Origin of the sequence: Pseudomonas sp. SJZ080 (assembly GCF_007828295.1) — a bacterium.
Classification (GTDB): Bacteria; Pseudomonadota; Gammaproteobacteria; order Pseudomonadales; family Pseudomonadaceae; genus Aquipseudomonas; species Aquipseudomonas migulae_A.
Window position 1 is genome coordinate 173115 of sequence record NZ_VIUK01000010.1, and the last position, 22055, is coordinate 195169.

The following is a 22055-nucleotide window of genomic DNA, read 5'->3' on the forward strand; positions in this document are numbered from 1 at the left end:
TGGGCCTTTGATGCGGCCCCAAGCGGTGGCCTATCCTACTGATGGCTCCGACCGACCACCACTCGGAATCTGCATTTTGCGAAAATGTTGTGGTTATTACTACATTTTCTCTTGAGCGATGCCTTGAAAAAAGGTATTTGTAGCTTAACTTGATAAAAGAACAAACATCATGCCTTCGATTACGGTTGAACCGTGCACCTTTGCCTTGTTCGGCGCCCTTGGCGATCTGGCCTTGCGCAAGCTGTTTCCTGCCCTTTATCAACTCGATGGCGCAGGCCTGCTGCACGAGGAGACGCGCATCATCGCGCTGGCCCGTGAGCCCGGCAGCGAGCAGGAGCATCTGGCGTTCATCGCTTCCGAGCTACGCCGCTACGTCGGCGCCAAAGAGCTGGACGAAGCGGTGGTCGAGCGTTTTCTGGCCCGCCTGACCTATCTGCACGTCGACTTCCTCAAGTCCGAAGACTATGTGGCCCTGGCGGAAATGGCCGGCAGCGCCCAGCGAGTGATCGCCTACTTCGCCACGCCGGCCGCTGTTTACGGTGCGATCTGCGAGAACCTGGCGAAGGTCGGTCTGGCCGAGAACACCCGTGTGGTGCTGGAAAAACCCATCGGTTCGGACCTCGAATCCTCGCGCAAGGTCAACGACGCCGTGGCGCAGTTCTTCCCGGAGAACCGCACCTACCGCATCGACCACTACCTGGGCAAAGAGACCGTTCAAAACCTCATCGCCCTGCGTTTTGCCAACAGCCTGTTCGAAACCCAGTGGAACCAGAATTACATCTCCCACGTGGAAATCACCGTGGCCGAGAAGGTCGGCATCGAAGGCCGCTGGGGCTACTTCGACAAGGCCGGTCAGCTGCGGGACATGATCCAGAATCACCTGCTGCAACTGCTCTGCCTGATCGCCATGGACCCGCCGGCCGACCTGTCTGCCGACAGCATCCGCGACGAGAAAGTCAAAGTGCTCAAGGCACTGGCGCCGATCAGCCCGGAAGGCCTGACCACCCAAGTGGTGCGCGGCCAGTACATCGCCGGTTACAGCGAAGGCAAACCGGTGCCGGGCTACCTCGAAGAACCGAACTCCAACACCCAGAGCGACACCGAAACCTTCGTCGCCCTGCGTGCCGACATCCGCAACTGGCGTTGGGCCGGCGTGCCGTTTTATCTGCGCACCGGCAAGCGCATGCCACAGAAACTGTCGCAGATCGTCATCCACTTCAAGGAACCGTCGCACTACATCTTCGCCCCGGAGCAGCGCCTGCAGATCAGCAACAAGCTGATTATCCGCCTGCAACCGGACGAAGGCATTTCCTTGCGCGTGATGACCAAAGAACAAGGCCTGGACAAGGGCATGCAGCTGCGCAGCGGTCCGTTGCAGCTGAATTTTTCCGACACCTGGCGCAGCGCACGGATTCCCGATGCCTACGAGCGGTTGTTGCTGGAAGTGATGCGCGGCAATCAGAACCTGTTTGTCCGTAAAGATGAAATCGAAGCCGCGTGGAAGTGGTGTGACCAGTTGATCGCCGGGTGGAAGAAATCCGGTGATGCGCCCAAGCCGTACGCGGCAGGGTCCTGGGGGCCGATGAGCTCCATTGCTCTGATCACGCGGGACGGGAGGTCGTGGTATGGCGATATCTGATTTGAAACTGCCTCAGGGCGTCAGCGCCCATGAGTTCAAGAGCCCGGTGCTGCTGGCCGATGGTTTGGCGCTGAAAGTGGCCAAGCAACTGAGTGACGCTATCGACGCTCGCGGGACCGCGACGCTGGTGGTGTCCGGTGGACGCAGCCCGGTGGCGTTTTTCCAGAACCTGGCGAAGCAGAAGCTGGACTGGTCCAAGGTCGTCGTGACCCTGGCCGATGAGCGTTGGGTGCCGGTGGAACACGCCGACAGCAACGCCGGTCTGCTCAAGCGTTACCTGTTGCAAGGTCTGGCGGCCAAGGCTCAGTTCCTGAGTCTGTACAGCGCCAGCGCCAACCTTGATCAAGCGGCCGAGCAAGCCGACCGGTTGCTCGCCGAGTTGCCTGCTATCGACGTGCTGGTACTGGGCATGGGCGACGACGGCCACACCGCGTCGTTGTTCCCGAACAGCCCGAACCTGGCCGACGCCTTGAAAGTCGACGGCACGCGTCGTTGCTACCCGATGCTGGCACCGACCGTGCCGCATCAGCGCCTGACCATGAGTCGCGCGTTGCTGGCCTCGGCCAAACACACCGTTCTATCGATTTCCGGTCAGTCCAAGCTGACCACCCTGAGTGCCGCATTGGCCGGTGACGATGTCGCCGCCATGCCGATTCGCGCGTTTCTGCAACCTACGTTAGAGATTTACTGGTGCCCATGAGCCAAGGAACAGCCGCTATGACAACCCCATCCCCGACCGTTTCCATGGCGGACAAAGTTGCCCTGATCGACAGTCTCTGCGCCAAGGCGCGGATTCTGCCGGTGATCACCATTGCTCGCGAACAGGACGTGCTGCCGCTGGCCGACGCCCTCGCGGCCGGTGGCCTGACAGCCCTGGAAGTGACCCTGCGTTCGCAGTTCGGCCTCAAGGCCATCCAGATCCTGCGCGAGCAGCGTCCGGAGCTGGTGACCGGTGCCGGCACGGTGCTCGATCGCCACATGCTGGCCGCTGCTGAAGCGGCGGGTTCGCAGTTCATCGTCACGCCGGGCATCACCCGTGACTTGCTCGAAGCCAGCGTCGATAGCCCGATTCCGCTGTTGCCGGGCATCAGCAACGCCTCGGGCATCATGGAAGGCTACGGCCTGGGCTATCGCCGCTTCAAACTGTTCCCGGCGGAAGTCAGCGGCGGCGTCGCAGCAATCAAAGCCCTGGGCGGCCCGTTCGGCGAAGTGAAATTCTGCCCGACCGGCGGCGTCAGCCCGGCCAACATCAAGAGCTACATGGCGTTGAAAAACGTGATGTGCGTGGGCGGTAGCTGGATGCTTGATCCGGAGTGGATCAAGAACGGCGACTGGGCCCGCATTCAGGAATGCACCGCCGAGGCCTTGGCGCTGCTGGACTGATCTGCTTTTACCTGACACTTCGTTGTGTGTTCTACGGCTTTAACGGTGCGCTTGGTCGGTGCACCGTTTTTTTTTGCCCAACGAAAAACCATTTTCCGTAGGAGCCGGCTTGCTGGCGATGGTATCGACTCGGTCTGTCAGATGCACCGAGTCGATACCATCGCCAGCAAGCCGGCTCCTATGGGACACCACGCGATACATAGTTACCGCATCTCGCCGCTCGTCCGGCGTTAACCTGCGTTCATCTTATGGAAGAGAGAACGTCATGGACGACAACACCTTGGTTACATCCGCACAACCGGCTTGCCTGCTGTCACCCGAACAGATCGCCGGCCCCTATTTTCGAAACCCGAAACTGATCAGACGAAACATCAGCGAAGGCCTGGACGGTGTTCCCCTGGTGCTGAAACTGACGATCGTCGATACGATGACCGGGCAGCCGGTGAACGGCGCCATCGTCGATATCTGGCATTGCAATGCGCGTGGTGCGTATTCGGGCTGGAGCAAGATCGACCCGGACAAGGAAGTCGATGACGGCGCTATCGGCGCGATCCCGCGTACCGACGACGATACGTATCTGCGCGGCGGGCAGTTCACGGATCAGAACGGCATCGTACGCTTTACCACGATCTATCCGGGCTTCTATGCCGGACGCGCGCTGCACATCCACGTGGCAGTCCGAGTCACCGCTGGCAACAACTATCTTGAAGAGCGGCATGTCGCCTGGGTCGGCCAGTTGTACTTCCCCGAAGTAGCCTCGCGCTCGGTCCTCAACACCCGGCAATACAGCGGCCGAACCGTCGCACCACTGACCAACGATCAGGACGTTCTCTATGAAACCATGGGCGGCGAAGCCTCGACCCTGACCGTTCACACCCTCAGCCGAGACTCGAAAGAAGACGGATTTTTCGGGCACATGACCATCGGCATCGATACGTTCGCGGCGTCATCGCAGATCAAACCGGAGGACTTCGACAAGTACACCGTGTGACGTCAGCGCAGTTCGCTCAACGCGTTGCTCAGCCTATCCATTTGCGCCGCAGTGCTGGTCAGCCCCGGTGTGATGCGGATGCACGGGCCAGACGCCGCACCGCTGCGCGTCACGGTAAACAGGTTGTAGTCCTTGAGCAGCCGTTCGGCCATTGCCTGCTGATCGGCGTGCCGGGTAAAGCGCATCGCCGTGATGCCGCAATACAGCCGAGGGTCGTCCGGGGTCATGACTTCGATGCCTGGCAAATCACGCACTGCGCTGACCCAACGGTTACGCAGGTAATTGAGCCGAGTGCCCTTGGCGGTCGAGCCGCCCATGGCCCGATGCTCCTCGAACACCAGCGGCAGCGTCAGCAGTGCCGGGATGTTGGGCGTGCTGTACGGCGTGCGGGCGCGAATGTCGGTGATCGGGAAATGCATCTCGCCCATGTCCGGGTCGATGTCGGCCAGGCGCTCCGGAGCGATATACAGGAAGCCCAGGGTCAGCGGCGCACCGATCCACTTGTGCAGGTTATAACCGGCGAACGCGACGCCGAGGTCATCAAGGTTGAATTCGATCTGGCCCAGTGCATGAGCGCCATCGAGGATCACGTCGATACCGTGTTCTTTGGCGGCAGCGACAATGGCCTTCACTGGCATCACCAGCCCGGTGCGGTGAGTGACGTGGGTCAGCGCCATCAGCTTGAGCTTTGGATAACGCGCGAAGGTCTCGCGGTAAGTGGCCAGCAGACTGTCGAAACTGGCGGGGTGCGCGTGATCGATCTCGATCACTTCAGCACCGCGATGGCGCGCGAGCCAGCGCATGGCGCCTTTGACCGTGTCGTACTCCAGATCACAGATCAGCACCTGATCGCCCGGTTGCAGGCGATTGTAATTGCGGATAAGCGATTGCAGAGCATCCGACGCATTGCGTGTGAAGGCAACGGAATCGGTCGTCACGCCTATCAGTGCCGCGAGCTGTGCAGCGATCGCAAGGCTTTGGCCCTGTTCGAAGCGCTGGCGCACGTGCACCGAGTTGCTGCGGTTGATGAGTTCGATGTTGCGTTGGTATTCCTCGACCACCGTGCGCGACATGCGGCCGAAGTAACCGTTCTCGAGGTTGATCGGGCCGGGTTCGACGGCATAGCGGTCGGCAAAGGTCTGCCAAAACATTTCATCACGGGCGCGACGGGTGTTATCGGGCATGGGGACGACTCAGTGGCGAGGGGCAGGTTTGCCATGTTTGGCGCGCAGAGGCTCAAGCAACTCCGACAGGCCGTTGTGATCGATTTCCTGCATCAGGGCCAGCAAGCCGCCCAGTTCGCCATGGGGGAAACCTTCCCGGGCGAACCAGTTCAGGTAGGGGCCGGGCAGGTCGGCAATGATGCGGCCCTTGTATTTGCCGAAGGGCATTTCACGGGTAATCAGCAGTTCGAGCTTTTCAGGGTTCATCAGTCAGTCGTCTTGAATCGGTCAGTCTGGAAAATACAGGCATTCTGCATGCAGGCCAATTGACAGATCATGCAAATAACGCGGATACAGATGGCGGTTAAAAAGTTAACTAATTGAAATATAAGAAATAAATTATCAATTCGAAGCTGGCATGCAGGGTGCAACATCTATTGCATCTTTCATCAACCCGTGAGGAATTGAAAATGACCGACATGAATAAAGAAGCGATCTCTGTACTCAACGACCTGATCGAAACCAGCAAAGACGGTCAGGAAGGGTTCAAGACTTGCGCTGAAGACATCAAGCACCCAGAACTGAAATCGTTGTTCGCCAAACGTTCCGCCGACTGCGCCACTGCGGCCTCGGAACTGCAAACTGCCGTGCGCTCGATGGGTGGAGATCCGGAAACGTCCACCAGCGTCAGCGGTGATCTGCACCGTCGCTGGGTAGACGTGAAAGCGATGTTCACCGGCAAGGATGAAGAAGCCGTGCTGAACGAAGCCGAACGCGGTGAAGACCATGCGCTGAAGGCTTACAAAGAAGCCATGGAAAAAATCAACAAGCACAACCTGGTGGGCATCCGTGACCTGGTTGAACGTCAGTATCACGGCGTGCAACGCAATCACGATCAGGTGAAAGCCCTGCGTAACCAGGCTCGCGCACGCTCGTAAGCGCGCAACGCCTGTCAGAAACGCCAGCCAGTCTGGCGTTTTTTTGTGCCCGCGAATTAACACGGTAATTGCCCTTGTAGGCGCGGGCGAAGGCTGCGATCTTTTGACGGTATAGAGTTCGCCGAACAGCACGATCAAAAGATCGTCCGAACGCGGCCCGAGCCTTCGGCAGCTCCTACAATCGTTAAACCGTGCCTTCAAGAGAGCTTTACGTGCCTATCACTTTGCAGGCTTTGTTTGCGCCTGACCGCCATGCCCTGCAGTTCGCAATCAAGACCCTGCTCGGCGGCGGCCTCGCGCTGTGGCTGGCATTGCGCTGGGGGCTGGAGCAACCGGCCTGGGCATTGATGACGGCGTTCATCGTCGCTCAGCCACTGTCCGGGATGGTGGTGCAAAAGGGCCTGGCGCGGCTGTTGGGGACGCTGATCGGAACGATCATGTCGGTGGTGTTCATGAGCCTGTTCGCCCAGACGCCATGGTTGTTTCTTCTGGCATTGGCGCTGTGGCTCGGGCTGTGTACGGCGAGTTCGACGTTGCTGCGCAGTGCCTGGTCCTATTCGTTTGTGCTGGCCGGTTACACGGTCGCAATCATCGCGTTGCCGGCCATTACCCATCCGCTGACGGTGTTCGATCAAGCCGTGGCGCGCTGCACGGAAATCTGTCTGGGCATTCTCTGTGCCACCGCCGCCAGTGCTTTGCTGTGGCCGATGCGGGTCGAGCGACAACTGGCGGATCAGGCGCGAGCGGCTTGGCAGAGCGGGATGAATGCCGCGCGCGCGACGTTGGCCGGCGATGGTCAGGCGCGCAAAGGGCTGCTGGAAATCCTCGGTCGAATCGTCGCGGTGGATGCTCAGCGCGAGCACGCCTGGTTCGAAGGTGGACTGGGCCGGCAACGTGCGCGGGCCATCAGCGGGCTGAGTCAGAAACTGTTGATGCTGCTGCGCATCGCCCGTTCGGTGCGGCGGCAGTGGAAGCAGTTGGAGCCATTGGAAGCCGAACAGTTGGCGCCGTGGATGACCGAGGTTCAGGAAGCACTCGCCAGCCCGGATACCGCGACGTTGCAAGCCTTGCGACCGCGCCTGCTCGATGCGTCCCATGACCCTCGGATCAGCTCAGCGCAAAGTTATTGCCTGGTCCGTTTCACCCTGCTGATGGACACCGCGATGGCGGCGAGTACGGCATTGCGTGCGGTAGAGGAGGGCCAGGAAACCGTCGACCCGCCGCGCACCCTGGCACCGCACCGCGACCTGTCATTGGCGCTGGTCTTCGGGGCGCGCAGTGCATTGGCGTTTCTGGTGGTGTCGTGTTTCTGGCTGGCGACTGCCTGGCCCGCCGCCTCAGGCGCATTGGTGCTGACTTGCGTGGTGTGCAGCCTGTTCGCCAGTCGCGAGAACGGCGCGCAGATCGGCATGAGTTTCATGCGCGGAATTTTTCTGGCGATCCCGGCGGCGTTTATTGTCGGGCAGATTCTGCTGCCGCAATGGAGTGGTTTTGCGCTGCTGTGCATGGGCATGGGCGTGCCGTTGTTTTTCGGCGCGCTGGGCATGGCCAAGCCACAGATCGGCGCCACGGCGACTTCGTTCTGCCTGCACTTCATCGTGCTGGTCTCGCCGCTCAATGCGATGAAGTTCGATGTCGCAACGTTCTTCAACAGTGCTCAGGCCATGGTGGTGGGCGTCGGCGCGGCGGTGTTGGCGTTTCACTTGCTGATCCTGCGCAACCCGGCCTGGCACGGGCGACGTTTGCTCGCGGCGACTCTCGACGATCTGGTGCGCCTGACCCGACGCAATCTGCGCGGTGCCGAAAGCTGGTTCGGCGGGCGCATGGCCGACCGTTTGCTGCAACTGGCGCGGCACTATCCGGAGCTACCGGAGCCTGCGCGCAGTCGTTGGGATGACGGCTTGCTCGGTCTGGACATCGGCGATGAACTGCTGCATTTGCGCTTGAGCCTGGCGGTGGCTCAGGTGCCGGTCAGTGCGCCGCAGCGGCGCTATCTCGAGGCACTGGAAAAAGCCCTCGAGCAAGGCCCGAGCGGTCGTTGTGCCGATGCCTTGGAACAACCCAGCCAAGAATTCTTGAAAACCTTGTTCGCGTTGCCGCCCAGCGATGCCGTGAAACTGGCCCAGGGCGCTGTGCTGCAATTGCAGAACAGCTGGCGCGCCTGGTGTCGTCAACAGGAGCAAAGCCATGGGCTTGCGTGAATGGTCGGTGGGCGGCGTGCTGCTCAGTCCGTTTCTGATTTATGTGCTGCTGGCGCTGCTCGTCACCGCAGGCTTGCGTCTGTTGTTGCGCCTGACTCCGGTCGGTCGCTGGATCTGGCACGAAGCGTTATTCGATTGCGCTTTGTACGTCTGTGTATTGACCCTGATCACCGTCGTCCTCGGACCTTTATAAGGAGTTGAACATGCGTACCTCCGTACGTGTCGCGGTTACCCTGTGCCTGGTGGCGGTGGCGATTTTTGCCGGTTTCCATTTGTGGCAGTACTACATGCTCACGCCGTGGACCCGGGACGCGAGGATTCGCGCCGACGTGGTGGTGATCGCCCCGGATGTGTCGGGCTGGGTGCGTGAACTCAAGGCTTTCGATAACCAGGAGGTCAAGGCCGGCGACCTGTTGCTGAGCATCGACCGCGACCGGTTCGAAGCCGCGCTGGAGAAGGCGCAAGCGGTGGTGCAGACCCGTCAGCAGCAACTCAACCTGCGCGAGCGCGAAGCCAGCCGTCGTGCCAGCCTCGGGCCGCAAGCGATCAGTGCCGAGCTGCGCGAGAATGCGCAAATCAACGCCGGCATCGCTCGTGGCGAACTGCGTGAAGCCCAGGCCGAAGCCAAGGTCGCCGAACTCAACCTCGCCCGCAGTCAGGTCCACGCGCCACGTAGCGGACACATCACTAACCTGCGTCTGGCCCAAGGCAATTACGTGAATGCCGGACAACCGGTGATGGCGTTGATCGATGATTCAACGTTTTATGTGCAGGCGTATTTCGAAGAAACCAAACTGCCGCGGATTCGCGTCGGCGACCCGGTGAAGGTCTGGTTGATGAGTGCGGGCGAGGCGCTGCAAGGGCAGGTGGAAAGCGTCAGCCGCGGGATCACCGATCGCAACACCACGCCGGATGGGCAGTTGCTGGCGGAGGTGGAGCCGACGTTCAACTGGGTGAGGCTGGCGCAGCGCATTCCGGTGCGGATCAAACTGGACAAAGTGCCCGAGGGGATCAATTTGAGTTCGGGGATGACAGCGAGTGTGCAGGTGCAGGGGCCGTAGAAGTTCCTGTGGCGAGGGGGCAAGCCTCCTCACCACAGGGGAGCGGTGGATCAGCCGATGCTGATCGCCGGCAGTTTCGGCAATGTGACGGTCTGCTGTTTACGCGGCGCCAGAATCTCCGCCTCGCCATCCACTACCAACTCATCGCGCTGATTGAACACACGGGTGGCAATGCGCACACGAAACTTCGGCAGCTTCTCCAGGATTTCCAGGCGCACCGTCAGCGTGTCGCCAATTTTCACCGGCTTCTGAAAGCTCATCTGCTGACCGATATAAATGGTGCCCGGCCCAGGTAATTCACAGGCAACGGCTGCGCTGATCAGTGCACCGCTGAACATGCCGTGAGCGATACGTTCCTTGAACATGGTGCCGGCGGCGAATTCAGCGTCCAGGTGCACCGGGTTGTGGTCACCGGACATCGCGGCGAACAGTTGAATGTCGCGCTCTTCGACCGTCTTGGTGTAGCTGGCGGTCTGCCCGACTTCAAGGGCTTCGTAAGGGGTGTTGGTAACCTGGGTCATCGGTCTCAATTCCTGTGACAAATAAAAAAACCACAAAAAAACTATTCGGATCGGGGTGGGCGGCGGTGGCTCAGGGCTTGCGCGATCCAGCTCAACACGTCGGCCGTCACTTCATCGCGATTGCTCTCGTTGAACAGTTCGTGCCGTGCCTGCGGGTAAATCGTCAGTTGCAGACTCTGGCTGCCAGCGGCACGTAGCGCATTGGCCAGATCTTTCAGACGCTTGCCTTCACTCACCGGATCACATTCGCCGCCAATCACCAGCAACGGCAGGCCCGGATCAATCTGAGCGAGATTGGACGCTTTGCTGATTTGCTGCAAGCCGCCAAGCAAGTCGATCCAGAACTGATTGGTGCAGCGAAAGCCGCAGAGCGGGTCGCGGGCGTACTTGTCGACTTCGGCCGGGTCGCGGCTGAGCCAGTCGAACGCGGTGCGGGCCGGTTTGAACTTCTTGTTGAACGAGCCGAACGACAGCCATTCGATCAGCGCGCTGCGCCCCTTCGGTCCTTGGCGCAAGCGTTCGAGGCGCGCGATTTGCCGGGCGGCGCGATAAAGCGCAACCGGTTGAAAGTTCGAACCACTGAGGATCGCGCCATACAGGCTGGCGCTGTGATGCAGCAGATAGGCCTGGGCGATGTAACTGCCCATGCTGTGGCCGAGCAGCACGATCGGCACGCCGGGATGTTGCTGGCCGATGTGCTGATTGAGGCTGGCCAGGTCACCGACCACCTTGCACCAGCCGTCGTCATCGGCGAAATGACCGAGAGTCCCGTTTTCGGCAGTTTTGCCATGTCCGCGCAAGTCTGGTGCGTAGACGCCATAACCCTGTTCACAGCATTTTTCGGCCAGGCGGGCATAGCGACCACTGTGCTCGGCCATGCCGTGGGCCAGCAGGATCACGGCTTTCAACGGCGCGGCAGGCAGCCACTGGTTGACGAAGAGGCGGCTGCGGTCACTCGCGGTCAACCAGAAGGTGTCGTGGATCATGGCGATTCCTTTGCATGGGCTCGGTGCATTGTATAGCGCATCCTTCGCCAGACGTCTGATCAGGCCACGCCACGGCACCAAGATTCACAGGATCAATGACGGGCGTTGGCATATTTGCCTGTTTCGTCATAGCTGCTAGTGTCCGTGAAGCTCCGCTTTTTGCTTTCTGTTTTTCAGACAGCGCAGAGAGTGGCCCCGGATAGGTTCAGGTAAAGAGGACAAGAACAATGCAACCTGATTTCTGGAATGACAAACGCCCGGCCGGCGTACCCCTGGACATCGATCAAGGGGCTTACAAGTCGGTGATCGAGGTGTTCGAGCGTTCCTGCAAAAAATTTGCGGACCGCCCGGCCTTCAGCAACATGGGCGTGACCCTGACCTACGCCGAACTGGAACGCTACAGCGCCGCGTTCGCCGGTTACCTGCAAGCCCATACCGACCTGGTGCCGGGGGATCGCATCGCGGTGCAGATGCCCAACGTCCTGCATTACCCGATTGCCGTGTTCGGTGCGTTGCGCGCCGGGCTGATCGTGGTCAACACCAACCCGCTGTACACCGCGCGGGAGATGCGTCATCAGTTCAAGGATTCCGGTGCCCGGGCGCTGGTCTACCTGAACGTGTTCGGGCAGAAAGTCCAGGAAGTGCTGCCCGACACCGACCTCCAGTACCTGATCGAAGCGAAGATGGGCGACATGATGCCCGCCGCCAAGGGCTGGCTGGTCAACACCCTGGTGCGCAAGGTCAAGAAAATGGTCCCGGACTATTCCTTGCCGCAAGCCGTTTCCTTCAAGAGCGCGTTGCGCCTGGGCCGGGGCCTGGGCATCAAGCCGCTGAACGTAGGTCTCAACGATATCGCCGTGCTGCAATACACCGGCGGCACCACCGGCCTGGCGAAGGGCGCGATGCTGACCCACGGCAACCTGGTGGCAAACATGCAGCAGGCGCGGGCGTGCCTGGGGCAGTTCGGCAGCGATGGCCAGCCGCTGCTGCGCGAAGGTCAGGAGGTGATGATCGCGCCGCTGCCGCTGTATCACATCTATGCCTTCACCGCGAATTGCATGTGCATGATGGTGACCGGCAACCACAACGTGCTGATCACCAATCCGCGAGACATTGGCGGTTTCATCAAGGAACTGAAGAACTGGCGGTTTTCGGCCCTGCTGGGCCTTAACACGCTGTTTGTCGCGTTAATGGACCATCCGGATTTCAAGACCCTGGATTTCTCCAGCCTCAAACTGACCAACTCCGGTGGCACTGCGCTGGTCAAGGCCACCGCCGAGCGCTGGGAGCAACTGACCGGTTGCCGCATCACCGAAGGCTATGGCCTGACCGAAACCTCGCCGGTGGCGTGCACCAACCCGTACGGCGACAAATCGCGGATCGGCACGGTCGGCCTGCCGGTGCCGGGCACGACGTTGAAAGTCATCAATGACGAAGGCATCGAGCAACCGCTGGGCGAGCGCGGCGAACTGTGCATCAAGGGCCCGCAGATCATGAAGGGCTATTGGCAGAAACCCGAAGCCACCGCCGAAGTGCTGGATGCCGAAGGCTGGTTCAAGTCCGGCGACATCGCGGTGATCGACCCGGACGGTTTCGTGCGCATCGTCGATCGCAAGAAAGACATGATCATTGTCTCGGGTTTCAACGTGTACCCGAACGAGATCGAAGACGTGGTGATGGCTCACCCGAAAGTCGCCAACTGCGCGGTCATTGGTGTGCCGGACGAGCGTTCGGGCGAGGCGGTGAAGTTGTTTGTGGTGGCGCGTGAGTCGGGGGTCAGCCTTGAAGAGTTGAAGGCCTACTGCAAGGAAAACTTCACGGCGTACAAAGTGCCCAAGCACATCGTGTTGCGTGAGTCGTTGCCGATGACGCCGGTGGGCAAGATTCTGCGGCGGGAGCTGCGGGATATCGCCTGATCGGTCATGGATCTTTTGCTTTGATGCCCCGGTTTTCGGGGCTTTTAGCGTCTTATAGAATCTTTGCTCTAAAATGACTGCTTGTTATTCTTGAGTCACCAACGTGACTGTAGAGGCTGCTTTTGGCTCTAGTCGGCCCTTGGCAAAGCTGCTACTCTCGGCGCGCTTTGGGACCTCTCGGCCAGCTTCAACAGCCAGACTCACCCATAATCAAACACCAATAATAACCGCATCAAAATGCGGTATTTGAATTCGCGTTGCTGAGGAGTGGGCTTCCATGATCGAAGACTTCTGGAAGGATAAGTACCCTGCCGGGATTGCTGCCGACATCAATCCGGACGAGTATCCGAATATTCAGGCAGTGCTGAAACAGTCCTGCCAACGCTTCGCCGACAAACCGGCTTTCAGCAACCTGGGCAAGACAATTACCTACGGTGAACTGTACGAATTGTCCGGCGCCTTTGCCGCTTACCTACAACAGCATACCGACTTGCAGCCGGGCGATCGAATCGCCGTGCAGTTGCCTAACGTCTTGCAGTACCCGGTCGCTGTGTTCGGTGCCATTCGCGCCGGGCTGATCGTGGTCAATACCAACCCGCTGTACACCGCGCGGGAAATGGAACACCAATTCAACGACTCCGGCGCCAAAGCCCTGGTGTGCCTGGCCAACATGGCGCACCTGGCCGAGACCGTCGTGCCGAAAACCGGCGTCAAGCATGTCATCGTCACCGAAGTGGCGGACCTGTTGCCGCCGCTCAAGCGCCTGCTGATCAACAGCGTCATCAAGTACGTGAAGAAGATGGTCCCGGCGTATCACTTGCCAAAGGCCGTCAAGTTCAACGACGTGTTGAGCAAGGGCCATGGCCAGCCAGTGACGGAAGCCAACCCGGCCAGCAGCGACGTGGCGGTGCTGCAATACACCGGCGGCACCACTGGCGTGGCGAAGGGCGCAATGCTGACCCATCGCAACCTCGTCGCCAACATGCTGCAGTGCAAGGCGCTGATGGGTTCCAACCTCAACGAAGGCTGCGAGATCCTGATCACGCCGCTGCCGCTGTACCACATCTATGCGTTCACCTTTCATTGCATGGCGATGATGCTGATCGGCAACCACAACATCCTGATCAGCAACCCGCGTGACCTGTCGGCGATGGTCAAGGAACTGTCGAAGTGGAAGTTCAGCGGCTTCGTCGGCCTGAACACGCTGTTCGTTGCCCTGTGCAACAACGAAGGTTTCCGCAAACTGGATTTCTCGGCGCTGAAAGTCACCCTGTCCGGCGGCATGGCCCTGCAACTGGCGGCGGCCGAACGCTGGAAAGCGGTCACCGGCTGCGCCATCTGCGAAGGTTACGGCATGACCGAAACCAGCCCGGTGGCGACAGTGAACCCGATCCAGAACATCCAGATCGGTACCATCGGTATCCCGGTTCCGTCGACCCTGTGCAAAGTCATCGACGATGCCGGCGTTGAACAGCCGATGGGCGAAATCGGCGAGTTGTGCGTGAAAGGTCCGCAAGTGATGAAAGGCTACTGGCAGCGCCAGGATGCCACCGATGAAATCCTCGACAGCGAAGGCTGGTTGAAGACCGGTGACATCGCGCTGATCCAGCCGGATGGCTACATGCGCATCGTCGATCGCAAGAAAGACATGATTCTGGTGTCCGGTTTCAACGTGTACCCGAACGAGCTGGAAGACGTGCTCGCGACCCTGCCGGGCGTGCTGCAATGCGCGGCCATCGGCGTGCCGGACGAGAAGTCGGGCGAGGCGATCAAGATTTTCATCGTCGCCAAACCGGGCGTGACGCTGACCAAGGAACAGGTGATGGAGCACATGCGCGCCAACGTCACCGGCTACAAGGTGCCGAAAGCCGTGGAGTTCCGCGATGCGCTGCCGACCACCAACGTGGGCAAGATCCTGCGTCGGGAATTGCGTGATGAAGAGCTGAAGAAGATCAACGCGAAGAAAGTAGGCGCGTAAATAAAAAGCCCCGCAGATGCGGGGCTTTTTGTTACCTGACAGTAAAAAATTCTGCGTCTGTCAGACCGCTTTCGCGAGCAAGCCCGCTCCCACATGTGACCGAGTTCATTCAGTAGGAATGCGATCGAATGTGGGAGCGGGCTTGCTCGCGAAGCTTTTGCTTTTGTTTTACAAGCGGAACGGCGCGAAATTGACGTTGGTCCCCGCCGGGCGCATGTCCTGCAAGTACGAATCCTTGTCCGCACTCAATTCCAGGCTCAACGCAGCCTTACGCTTGCCCTGGTTACGCACGACCAGCCCTTCGAGCTTCTCGCGCAGGAACACCGTCGGCACCTTCAGGTGCAGCAGTTCATCGGTGTCCGGCGTGTGCATCAGCAGGTGAATCCATTCGTACTGACCAACGGCCAGGCGTGCCACCGGGATATCGAACCACCAGATGTTGCGGTTACGGTTCAATTCGGTGAAATGGCAATTGTTGACGCCAAGCACAGCACCGCCGAGTTCCTGGTTTCTGCGGGCAATGGCCTGCTTTTTATCGAGTTTCATAACATTCCTACGGGATTGGATCTTCAGCGCCACGGCCTGAATACGTTGCGCATTCTCGGGGGTTGGTCGGCAAACATAAAGCCCAACCTGCACGGAACGATGAAATGTCGCCGGGAAAATAAATGAAACTCCGCGCAAACGCCCTCGGTCAATCCTTGTGTAACGACTTTTCTCGTTCAATTGTTCACAGGAGAAACACCATGAGCAGCACTGGCGATAAAGTAAAAGGCATGGCCAACGAAGCCGCCGGCAACGTCAAGCAGGGCGTCGGCAAGGCCACCGGTAACGACAAAATGCGCGCCGAAGGCGTCGTGCAGGAAAGGAAAGGCGAAGCTCAGCAAGCAGTGGGCAAAGCCAAGGACGCGATCAAAAAGGGTATCGACAAGGCTTGATTCGGCCTTGGATAAATATCAGAAGCGGCCATCCACGGATGGCCGTTTTTGTGTCAGCCTGAACTTGCACACTGAAATTGTTTCAAAGTCGCCAAGTAGGCTACTTTGATGTAGAAAACGGCCCCTGAGTCGCCACGACTTCTACCCAATTTGCGGCGAAAGGAGACGCTAATGTTTTTCCCACACATGAAAGGCCTGCGCCTGCACCGTGTCATGGTGCGCACGGTGACCGAATTCGTCGACGACGAGATGTCGACCTATGCCTCGGCGTTGGCCTATCAAATGCTGTTTTCGCTGTTTCCCTTCATCCTGTTCCTGATCGCCCTGATCGGTTTCCTGCACCTGCCGGACTTCTTCTCCTGGCTGCGCCTGCAATCGGAACTGGTCCTGCCGCCCCAGGCGCTCGAGCAGGTGAACCCGGTGATTGACCAGCTTCAGCAATCCAAGGGTGGCCTGCTGTCGGTCGGTATCGTCATTGCGCTGTATACGGCTTCGGCCGGCGTGCGCCTGATGATGAGCGCGATGAACGCCGCTTACGATGTGGTGGAGGGCCGTCCTGCGTGGAAACGTTTTCCGCTGTCGATTATCTACACCATCGGCATTGCCGGCATGTTGCTGGTCGCCGCCGCGTTGATGGTGCTCGGGCCGCAGGTGATGGGCTGGATTGCTGCGCAGGTCGGGCTGGAAGACTTCATCGTCACGGTCTGGACGATCGCCCGCTGGCCGGTCATCGTTGTCCTGATGATGATTGCGGTGGCGTTGATCTATTACGTCATGCCCGACGTCAAGCAAGAGTTTCGCTTCATCACCCCCGGCTCGGTGCTGGCGGTGGCGGTGTGGATCGTCGCTTCCCTGGGGTTCGCGTTCTACGTCAAGACGTTCGCCGACTACAACGCCATGTATGGCAGTATCGGCGCGATCATCGTGCTGTTGCTGTACTTCTATATTTCCGCGGCGGTGCTGTTGCTCGGTGCGGAGATGAATGCGGTGATCGAACACATGTCGAGCGAAGGCAAGGACCCTGGTGAAAAGGTCCCCGGCGAGCTCGCCCATGCACACAAACACCACGTTTCGGGACTGGGTCGGGATCACTCGATCAAGCCGAACACTGACGAAGTCATCAAATGATCCGTGAAATCCTGAAAATGGGCGACGAGCGCCTGCTGCGTGTCGCGCCACCGGTCCCGGCCGAAATGTTCGACAGCCCGGAGTTGTGGCAACTGATCGACGACATGTTCCAGACCATGGAAAGCGTCGGTGGCGTTGGCCTGGCGGCGCCGCAGATTGGTGTCGACCTGCAACTGGTGATCTTCGGCTTCGAGCACAGCGAGCGCTACCCGGATGCCGAAGCGGTGCCGCAGACCATTCTGATCAACCCGCTGATCACGCCGCTGAGCCCGGTCATGGAGGAGGGGTTCGAAGGTTGCCTGTCGGTGCCCGGCCTGCGTGGCGCGGTGGAGCGCTATCAGCAGATTCGTTACGAAGGTTTCGACCCGAAGGGCGAGCCGATCGTGCGCATCGCCGAGGGTTTTCATGCCCGTGTGGTGCAGCACGAATGCGATCATTTGATCGGCCGGTTATATCCTTCGCGGATTACCGACTTCAGCAAGTTCGGGTTCACTGAAGTGATGTTCCCGGATCTCGATCCCAACGCCGACGACTGATTTCACCGCAAAACCCTGTGGGAGCGGGCTTGCTCGCGATGGCGGAGTGTCAGCCAACATTGATGTCGACTGACACACCGCCATCGCGAGCAAGCCGCTCCCACATTAGATCTCCATACGCCTACCCGACCGGCTCCAGCCCCATCGCAATCATCGGCTTGCTGCGCGCATAGCGGCTCAAGCGTTCGACCATGGCGTAGGGCATGGCCGGATCGAAGGTAAAACCGCGTCGTTCATAAAATTCGCGCAAATCCGGATGGCAGAACAGCCACACCGGTTGTTCGAGACCTTTCACCGCTTCGGCGATCAATGTCGCCGCAATCCCTTGTTCGCGGCACGCCGGATCGACGAACAAGCCGGTCAGCCAATGTCCGCCCGAGACCGGGCGCAAACACAGCGCACCAATGATCTCGTCGCGCCTGGCGACCCACAATTGAGCGTCGCGTACCGCTTTCATCGACGATTGATGGGCACGATAAAACTTGTTCATCAGCGGCCAAAGCGGCTCGGCGAGCAAGGTGTACTGGGTGTCGGGCATGGAGGTGATCTGTCGGGGCGCAAAGCGGGCGATTATAAAAGAACGCGCGCCCGGCGATAGGTGTATACCTGATCTCACATCCCGTATGAGTGGAGTACGTATCATGGCCAAAGGCATGGATTCAAAAAAAGCGGCAAAAAAGAAACCGGCGAAAACCGCCGATGAAAAGCGCGCGGACAAGAAAGCCAAGAAGGTGGATGTGTTCGGTCATTAAGCGGTAAGCCAGAAACGCACGCCCCCCCTGTAGGAGCCGGCTTGCTGGCGATTCAGACCACTCGGTGTGTCAGGCACCGCGTTGCCTGAATCGCCAGCAAGCCGGCTCCTACAGACAGCGAAAAAATAATCTGCAAGATTTCCCTGCGCCATTGCACAGAGGGGGACTGGTCCCCGATCTGAGCAACGCCATGCCCCATTACTTCGACAGTGCCCACCGAGCAGAAATCGAAACCCTGCGTCAACGCCTGACCGCTCGCACCGAGTGGCCGACCTGGTTGCTGCTGATCGGCGTGTACGGCGGTTGGTTCAGCATCGTGCTCGGCAGTGCTCAGCTGGGTGTGTGGTGGAGCACGCTGTTGCTGATGCCATTGGTGGTGCTCTGGTTGTCGGTGCAGCACGAATTACTGCACGGTCATCCCACCCGCTGGACCCCGCTGAATAAAGTCCTCGGCTACGCACCGTTCGCCGTTTGGTATCCCTACACCCTCTATCGCGACAGCCACTTGCTGCATCACCGCGACGACGACTTGACCCTGCCGGGTCTCGATCCGGAAAGCCGCTACCTGAGCGCCGAGCGGTGGCAGGGCAGCTCAGTGTTCGAACAGAGCCTGCACTGGCTGAACAAAACCGTGCTCGGGCGCTTCATCCTCGGTGCACCGCTGGCCTTGCTGGCGCTGGCGCGGGAAGAGCTGCAACGTCTGAAAGCGGGCGAACGGCAGGCCTGGTTGATGTGGCTGACCCACGGCACACTGACCCTGTTGATGTTGCTGTTCATCGCCCGCTACAGCGTGCTGCCGGTGTGGCATTACCTGTTGCTGATCAGTGTGCCGGCGCTGTCGATTGCGATGATCCGCTCTTACTACGAACACCGACCCCATGCGCAACCGGAGCAACGCACCGTGCTCAACGAAGCCGGCTGGCCATGGCGCTGGTTGTTCCTGAACCTGAACTTTCATCTGGTGCATCACGACCTGCCAGGCCTGCCCTGGTACGACTTGCCCCGTGCCTATCACGCGCGCCGCGAGCAATGGGTGGCACGCAGCGGCGGGTTTCTGGTGCAGGGTTATGGCCAGTTGTGGCGTGAGAATGGGATAAAGGCGATCGACAGCCCGAAACACCCCTTCCACTGATTACGAACTCATTCCCCTTGTAGGAGCCGGCTTGCTGGCGATGAGGGTGTGTCAGTCGACATCAATGTTGGCAGAAAGAACGCAATCGCCAGCAAGCCGGCTCCTACGGTTGATTTTTGTTGTATGGGAATAATTTGATGACTCAAGACATCGCTGAGCTACTCATGTACGTCGCCCCAGAGCCGATCCGCCAGGCCAACGAACGCTGGCTGACGCGAATCCTCGAACGTCTGGGCATTGCGCGCCGCAACGCCGAAGCGCTGTCGTTAAGGGACCTGTGGCTGTCCCCGCATTTACTGCTGACCCAAACCTGCGGCTATCCGCTGATGACCGCATTGCGCGGCCAGGTGCGGATCATCGGCCGGCCTCGCTACGAACTGCCGGACAGCACCGGCGGCAACCATTGCAGCCTGTTGCTGAGTCGTGCCGATGATTCACGCCGGACCTTGCCCGCTTTTTTTGGCAGCCGAGGCGTGATCAACGGCGAAGACTCCAACAGTGGTATGAACCTGCTGCGTCAACGACTGGCATCGCTGCATCGCGACGGACAGTTCTTCGCCCGTGTCGGTATCAGCGGCAGCCATCGCGAGAGCCTGCGCTGGCTGCGTGAAAACCAGGCCGATCTGGCGGCCATCGATAGCGTGACCTTCGCCTACCTCGCGCGCCACGCCGAAGAGGAAGTGGCGGGATTGCGGGTGGTGGCGCGCAGTGCGCTCAGCCCGACCTTGCCTTACATCACCGCTGCGACGCTGACTGATGAACAGGCAGAGGCGCTGCGGCAGGTGATGAACGAGGCGTTGCGGGAGCTGCCTGATGTGGCTGGAATTCTTGGCTTGCAGGAGGTTTTGCCGGCGAGTGAGGGCGACTATCAAATCGTTCTCGACTATCAACAAGCAGCCGAGGCGTTGGGGTTCGGGCGCCTGCGTTGACTGAAGATTTTTCGCGGGCAAGCCACGTTCCCACAGGTTCTGTGTCGATCTCTGGATCGATGAACGACACAGAACCTGTGGGAGCGTGGCTTGCCCGCGAAGGCGATCTATCGAACGCCACATAAATTCCAAAAACGCATATAAAAATGCCTTTTAAATATTATTAATGAATAAGGCTCCTTGCTAGGATTCGCGTCACCGGACCACCGGACATTCAGCGACCCCCAACCTTTGGAGCCTCTATGTCCGGCACCGACTTATCCCATCGCACCGACGTGGGCGGATTGTTCCGCGCCCATTACCCCTGGCTGTGCGCTCGGTTGCGACGGCGTCTGGGGGCCAGCTCCAGTGTCGAAGACATCGCCGCCGAAACCTTCGCGCAACTGCTCGAATCCCCTGGGCTGACCCCGATTCGCGAGCCGCGCGCGCTGCTCACCACCATTGCCCATCGGCTGATTTACCAACTCTGGCGTCGCCGTGATCTGGAACGTCAGCACCTCGATCAACTGCAACACTTCGATCAGCCGCAAGCGAGTTCGCCCGAGGAATTGCTGCAACTGACCCAGACGTTGCACGGCCTCGACCGAACGCTTCAGCGCTTGCCGGGCAAGGTCCGGGCGACGTTCCTGTTGTCACGAATCGATGGCCTGACGTACCCGCAAATCGCCGCCGAACTGGGCATTTCCCAGCGTTCGGTCAGCGTCTACATGACCCGCTCCCAAACGCTGTGCGCCCAGCACAGCGCCAATGAACCCTTGCACCAGAGGTCCGCATGAAATCGATCAAAACCCTGCTCGGCAGTTCGCTGCTGGCCCTTAGCCTTGTGGCCAGCCACGTTCCCGCCGCTGAAAAAACCGCGCCGATCCACTTCGGCGACATCACTTGGGAGAGCGGCAGCCTGATCACCGAGATCCTGCGGCTGATCGTCGAAAAAGGTTACGGCTACCCGACTGACACGTTGCCGGGCAGCACCGTCAGCCTCGAAGCGGCATTGGCCAGGAACGATATCCAGGTGATCGGCGAAGAGTGGGCCGGGCGCAGTCCGGCATGGGTCAAGGCGGCATCGGAAGGTAAAGTGTTTGGTCTGGGCGACACCGTCAAAGGCGCCACCGAAGGCTGGTGGGTGCCGGAGTACGTGATCAAGGGTGACCCGGAGCGCGGGATCAAACCGCTGGCGCCAGAGCTGAAATCCGTCGCCGACCTGGCGCGCTACAAGGACGTGTTCCGAGACCCCGAGGACCCGAGCCGCGGACGCTTCCTCAACAGCCCGACCGGGTGGACCTCGGAAATCGTCAACAGTCAGAAACTCAAGGCTTACGACCTGACCGCCAGCTTCGTCAACTTCCGCACCGGTTCCGGCGCGGCGCTGGATGCCGAGGTCGCATCGTCGATCCGCCGCGGCAAACCGGTGTTGTTCTACTACTGGTCGCCAACGCCGCTGTTGGGGCGCTTCAAACTGGTGAAGCTCGAAGAACCGCCCTTCGACGCCGAAGCCTGGAAGACCCTGGCCGATGCCAACAACCCGAACCCCAAAGGCACGCGCTCGATGCCGGCGAGCCTGGCCATTGGCGTGTCCGCACCGTTCAAGACGCAGTATCCGGATTTGGTGGCGTTCTTCGAGAAAGTCGATTTCCCGATCGATCTGCTGAACCGGACGCTGGCGCAGATGAGCGAAAAGCGCCAACAACCGCGTCAGGTGGCGGAAGCATTTTTGCGCGATCAGCCGCAGATCTGGAAAGGGTGGGTGCCGGGGGAGGTGGCTACCAAGGTGAGTGCGAGTCTGTAATTTCTTAAGCGCCTGTTCCACCGCGTTCGCGAGCAAGCCCGCTCCCACATTTAACCGAGTTCTCCCTGAAAGAAAGC

General features: G+C 59.8%; 23 protein-coding genes. 17 read left to right on the plus strand and 6 right to left on the minus strand.

Annotated elements, in window-relative coordinates:
* The first annotated feature begins 169 nt into the window (after positions 1–169).
* From zwf to FBY04_RS15620, 4 genes are all read left to right on the plus strand, one after another.
* Positions 170–1639: a glucose-6-phosphate dehydrogenase gene (zwf, locus tag FBY04_RS15605; protein ID WP_084319038.1), complete on the plus strand. Its 1470-nt coding sequence runs from the start codon at positions 170–172 to the stop codon at positions 1637–1639.
* Positions 1626–2339: a 6-phosphogluconolactonase gene (gene pgl / locus FBY04_RS15610; protein ID WP_084319040.1), complete on the plus strand. Its 714-nt coding sequence runs from the start codon at positions 1626–1628 to the stop codon at positions 2337–2339. The genes zwf and pgl overlap by 14 nt, the downstream gene beginning before the upstream one ends.
* A 17-nt stretch (positions 2340–2356) precedes the next feature.
* Entirely contained in the window at positions 2357–3022 is a 666-nt protein-coding gene (locus FBY04_RS15615; protein WP_017340425.1) for a bifunctional 4-hydroxy-2-oxoglutarate aldolase/2-dehydro-3-deoxy-phosphogluconate aldolase, read from the plus strand.
* Between the two features lie 265 nt (positions 3023–3287).
* Complete coding sequence (locus FBY04_RS15620; RefSeq protein WP_145315740.1) at positions 3288–4013, plus strand: intradiol ring-cleavage dioxygenase; 726 nt, start codon at positions 3288–3290, stop codon at positions 4011–4013.
* A gap of 2 nt (positions 4014–4015) precedes the next feature.
* Here the strand turns inward: FBY04_RS15620 and FBY04_RS15625 are convergent, their stop codons facing one another.
* A complete protein-coding gene (locus tag FBY04_RS15625; RefSeq protein WP_145315741.1) occupies positions 4016–5197 on the minus strand; it encodes an aminotransferase class V-fold PLP-dependent enzyme in 1182 nt (393 codons plus the stop codon).
* A 9-nt stretch (positions 5198–5206) separates the two neighbouring features.
* Positions 5207–5443, minus strand: coding sequence for a DUF3820 family protein (locus tag FBY04_RS15630; protein ID WP_003213031.1), 237 nt, complete (start codon positions 5441–5443; stop codon positions 5207–5209).
* A 203-nt stretch (positions 5444–5646) separates the two neighbouring features.
* On the opposite strand from FBY04_RS15630, the gene FBY04_RS15635 reads away from it, so the two are divergent.
* The 4 genes from FBY04_RS15635 to FBY04_RS15650 all read left to right on the plus strand — a co-directional run bounded on the left by FBY04_RS15635 (position 5647) and on the right by FBY04_RS15650 (position 9376).
* The gene (locus FBY04_RS15635; RefSeq protein ID WP_084319046.1) at positions 5647–6114 is read left to right on the plus strand and encodes a PA2169 family four-helix-bundle protein; all 468 of its coding nucleotides are present in this window, start codon (positions 5647–5649) and stop codon (positions 6112–6114) included.
* Between the two features lie 212 nt (positions 6115–6326).
* A complete protein-coding gene (locus FBY04_RS15640; protein WP_084319048.1) occupies positions 6327–8315 on the plus strand; it encodes an FUSC family protein in 1989 nt (662 codons plus the stop codon).
* Entirely contained in the window at positions 8302–8508 is a 207-nt protein-coding gene (locus FBY04_RS15645; protein WP_145315742.1) for a DUF1656 domain-containing protein, read from the plus strand. Before FBY04_RS15640 ends, FBY04_RS15645 begins: the two co-directional genes overlap by 14 nt.
* Positions 8509–8518: 10 nt before the next feature.
* Complete coding sequence (locus FBY04_RS15650; RefSeq protein ID WP_145315743.1) at positions 8519–9376, plus strand: HlyD family secretion protein; 858 nt, start codon at positions 8519–8521, stop codon at positions 9374–9376.
* Between the two features lie 50 nt (positions 9377–9426).
* On the opposite strand, the gene FBY04_RS15655 is transcribed toward FBY04_RS15650, so the two are convergent.
* Entirely contained in the window at positions 9427–9897 is a 471-nt protein-coding gene (locus FBY04_RS15655; protein WP_084319053.1) for a MaoC family dehydratase, read from the minus strand.
* Between the two features lie 41 nt (positions 9898–9938).
* Positions 9939–10883 (minus strand): alpha/beta hydrolase, encoded by a 945-nt coding sequence (locus FBY04_RS15660; RefSeq protein ID WP_145315744.1) that lies wholly within the window; start codon positions 10881–10883, stop codon positions 9939–9941.
* A 227-nt stretch (positions 10884–11110) separates the two neighbouring features.
* On the opposite strand from FBY04_RS15660, the gene fadD2 reads away from it, so the two are divergent.
* Together fadD2 and fadD1 are read left to right on the plus strand one after the other, a co-directional pair.
* Positions 11111–12799, plus strand: a complete 1689-nt coding sequence (gene fadD2 / locus FBY04_RS15665) for a long-chain-fatty-acid--CoA ligase FadD2 (RefSeq protein WP_145315745.1) — start codon at positions 11111–11113, stop codon at positions 12797–12799.
* 277 nt (positions 12800–13076) lie between these two features.
* Positions 13077–14777, plus strand: a complete 1701-nt coding sequence (gene fadD1 / locus FBY04_RS15670) for a long-chain-fatty-acid--CoA ligase FadD1 (protein ID WP_084319059.1) — start codon at positions 13077–13079, stop codon at positions 14775–14777.
* A 168-nt stretch (positions 14778–14945) separates the two neighbouring features.
* Here the strand turns inward: fadD1 and FBY04_RS15675 are convergent, their stop codons facing one another.
* Positions 14946–15323, minus strand: a complete 378-nt coding sequence (locus tag FBY04_RS15675) for a hypothetical protein (RefSeq protein ID WP_007996168.1) — start codon at positions 15321–15323, stop codon at positions 14946–14948.
* Between the two features lie 200 nt (positions 15324–15523).
* Between FBY04_RS15675 and FBY04_RS15680 the strand changes: the two genes are divergently transcribed.
* The 3 genes from FBY04_RS15680 (at position 15524) to def (ending at position 17379) form a co-directional block, all read left to right on the plus strand.
* Complete coding sequence (locus tag FBY04_RS15680; RefSeq protein ID WP_017340413.1) at positions 15524–15715, plus strand: CsbD family protein; 192 nt, start codon at positions 15524–15526, stop codon at positions 15713–15715.
* A 171-nt stretch (positions 15716–15886) separates the two neighbouring features.
* Positions 15887–16843 (plus strand): YihY/virulence factor BrkB family protein, encoded by a 957-nt coding sequence (locus tag FBY04_RS15685; RefSeq protein ID WP_084319061.1) that lies wholly within the window; start codon positions 15887–15889, stop codon positions 16841–16843.
* The gene (gene def, locus FBY04_RS15690) at positions 16840–17379 is read left to right on the plus strand and encodes a peptide deformylase (RefSeq protein ID WP_145315746.1); all 540 of its coding nucleotides are present in this window, start codon (positions 16840–16842) and stop codon (positions 17377–17379) included. Before FBY04_RS15685 ends, def begins: the two co-directional genes overlap by 4 nt.
* Before the next feature lie 121 nt (positions 17380–17500).
* Here the strand turns inward: def and FBY04_RS15695 are convergent, their stop codons facing one another.
* On the minus strand, positions 17501–17917 hold the full coding sequence (locus tag FBY04_RS15695) for a GNAT family N-acetyltransferase (protein ID WP_084319064.1): 417 nt from the start codon (positions 17915–17917) through the stop codon (positions 17501–17503).
* Between the two features lie 404 nt (positions 17918–18321).
* Between FBY04_RS15695 and FBY04_RS15700 the strand changes: the two genes are divergently transcribed.
* The 4 genes from FBY04_RS15700 to FBY04_RS15715 all read left to right on the plus strand — a co-directional run bounded on the left by FBY04_RS15700 (position 18322) and on the right by FBY04_RS15715 (position 21978).
* Complete coding sequence (locus tag FBY04_RS15700; RefSeq protein ID WP_145315747.1) at positions 18322–19263, plus strand: fatty acid desaturase; 942 nt, start codon at positions 18322–18324, stop codon at positions 19261–19263.
* Between the two features lie 137 nt (positions 19264–19400).
* Entirely contained in the window at positions 19401–20192 is a 792-nt protein-coding gene (locus tag FBY04_RS15705; protein ID WP_145315748.1) for a phosphate/phosphite/phosphonate ABC transporter substrate-binding protein, read from the plus strand.
* Between the two features lie 242 nt (positions 20193–20434).
* The gene (locus FBY04_RS15710; protein ID WP_145315749.1) at positions 20435–20968 is read left to right on the plus strand and encodes a sigma-70 family RNA polymerase sigma factor; all 534 of its coding nucleotides are present in this window, start codon (positions 20435–20437) and stop codon (positions 20966–20968) included.
* Entirely contained in the window at positions 20965–21978 is a 1014-nt protein-coding gene (locus FBY04_RS15715) for an ABC transporter substrate-binding protein (RefSeq protein ID WP_145315750.1), read from the plus strand. The genes FBY04_RS15710 and FBY04_RS15715 overlap by 4 nt, the downstream gene beginning before the upstream one ends.
* Positions 21979–22055: the final 77 nt, after the last annotated feature.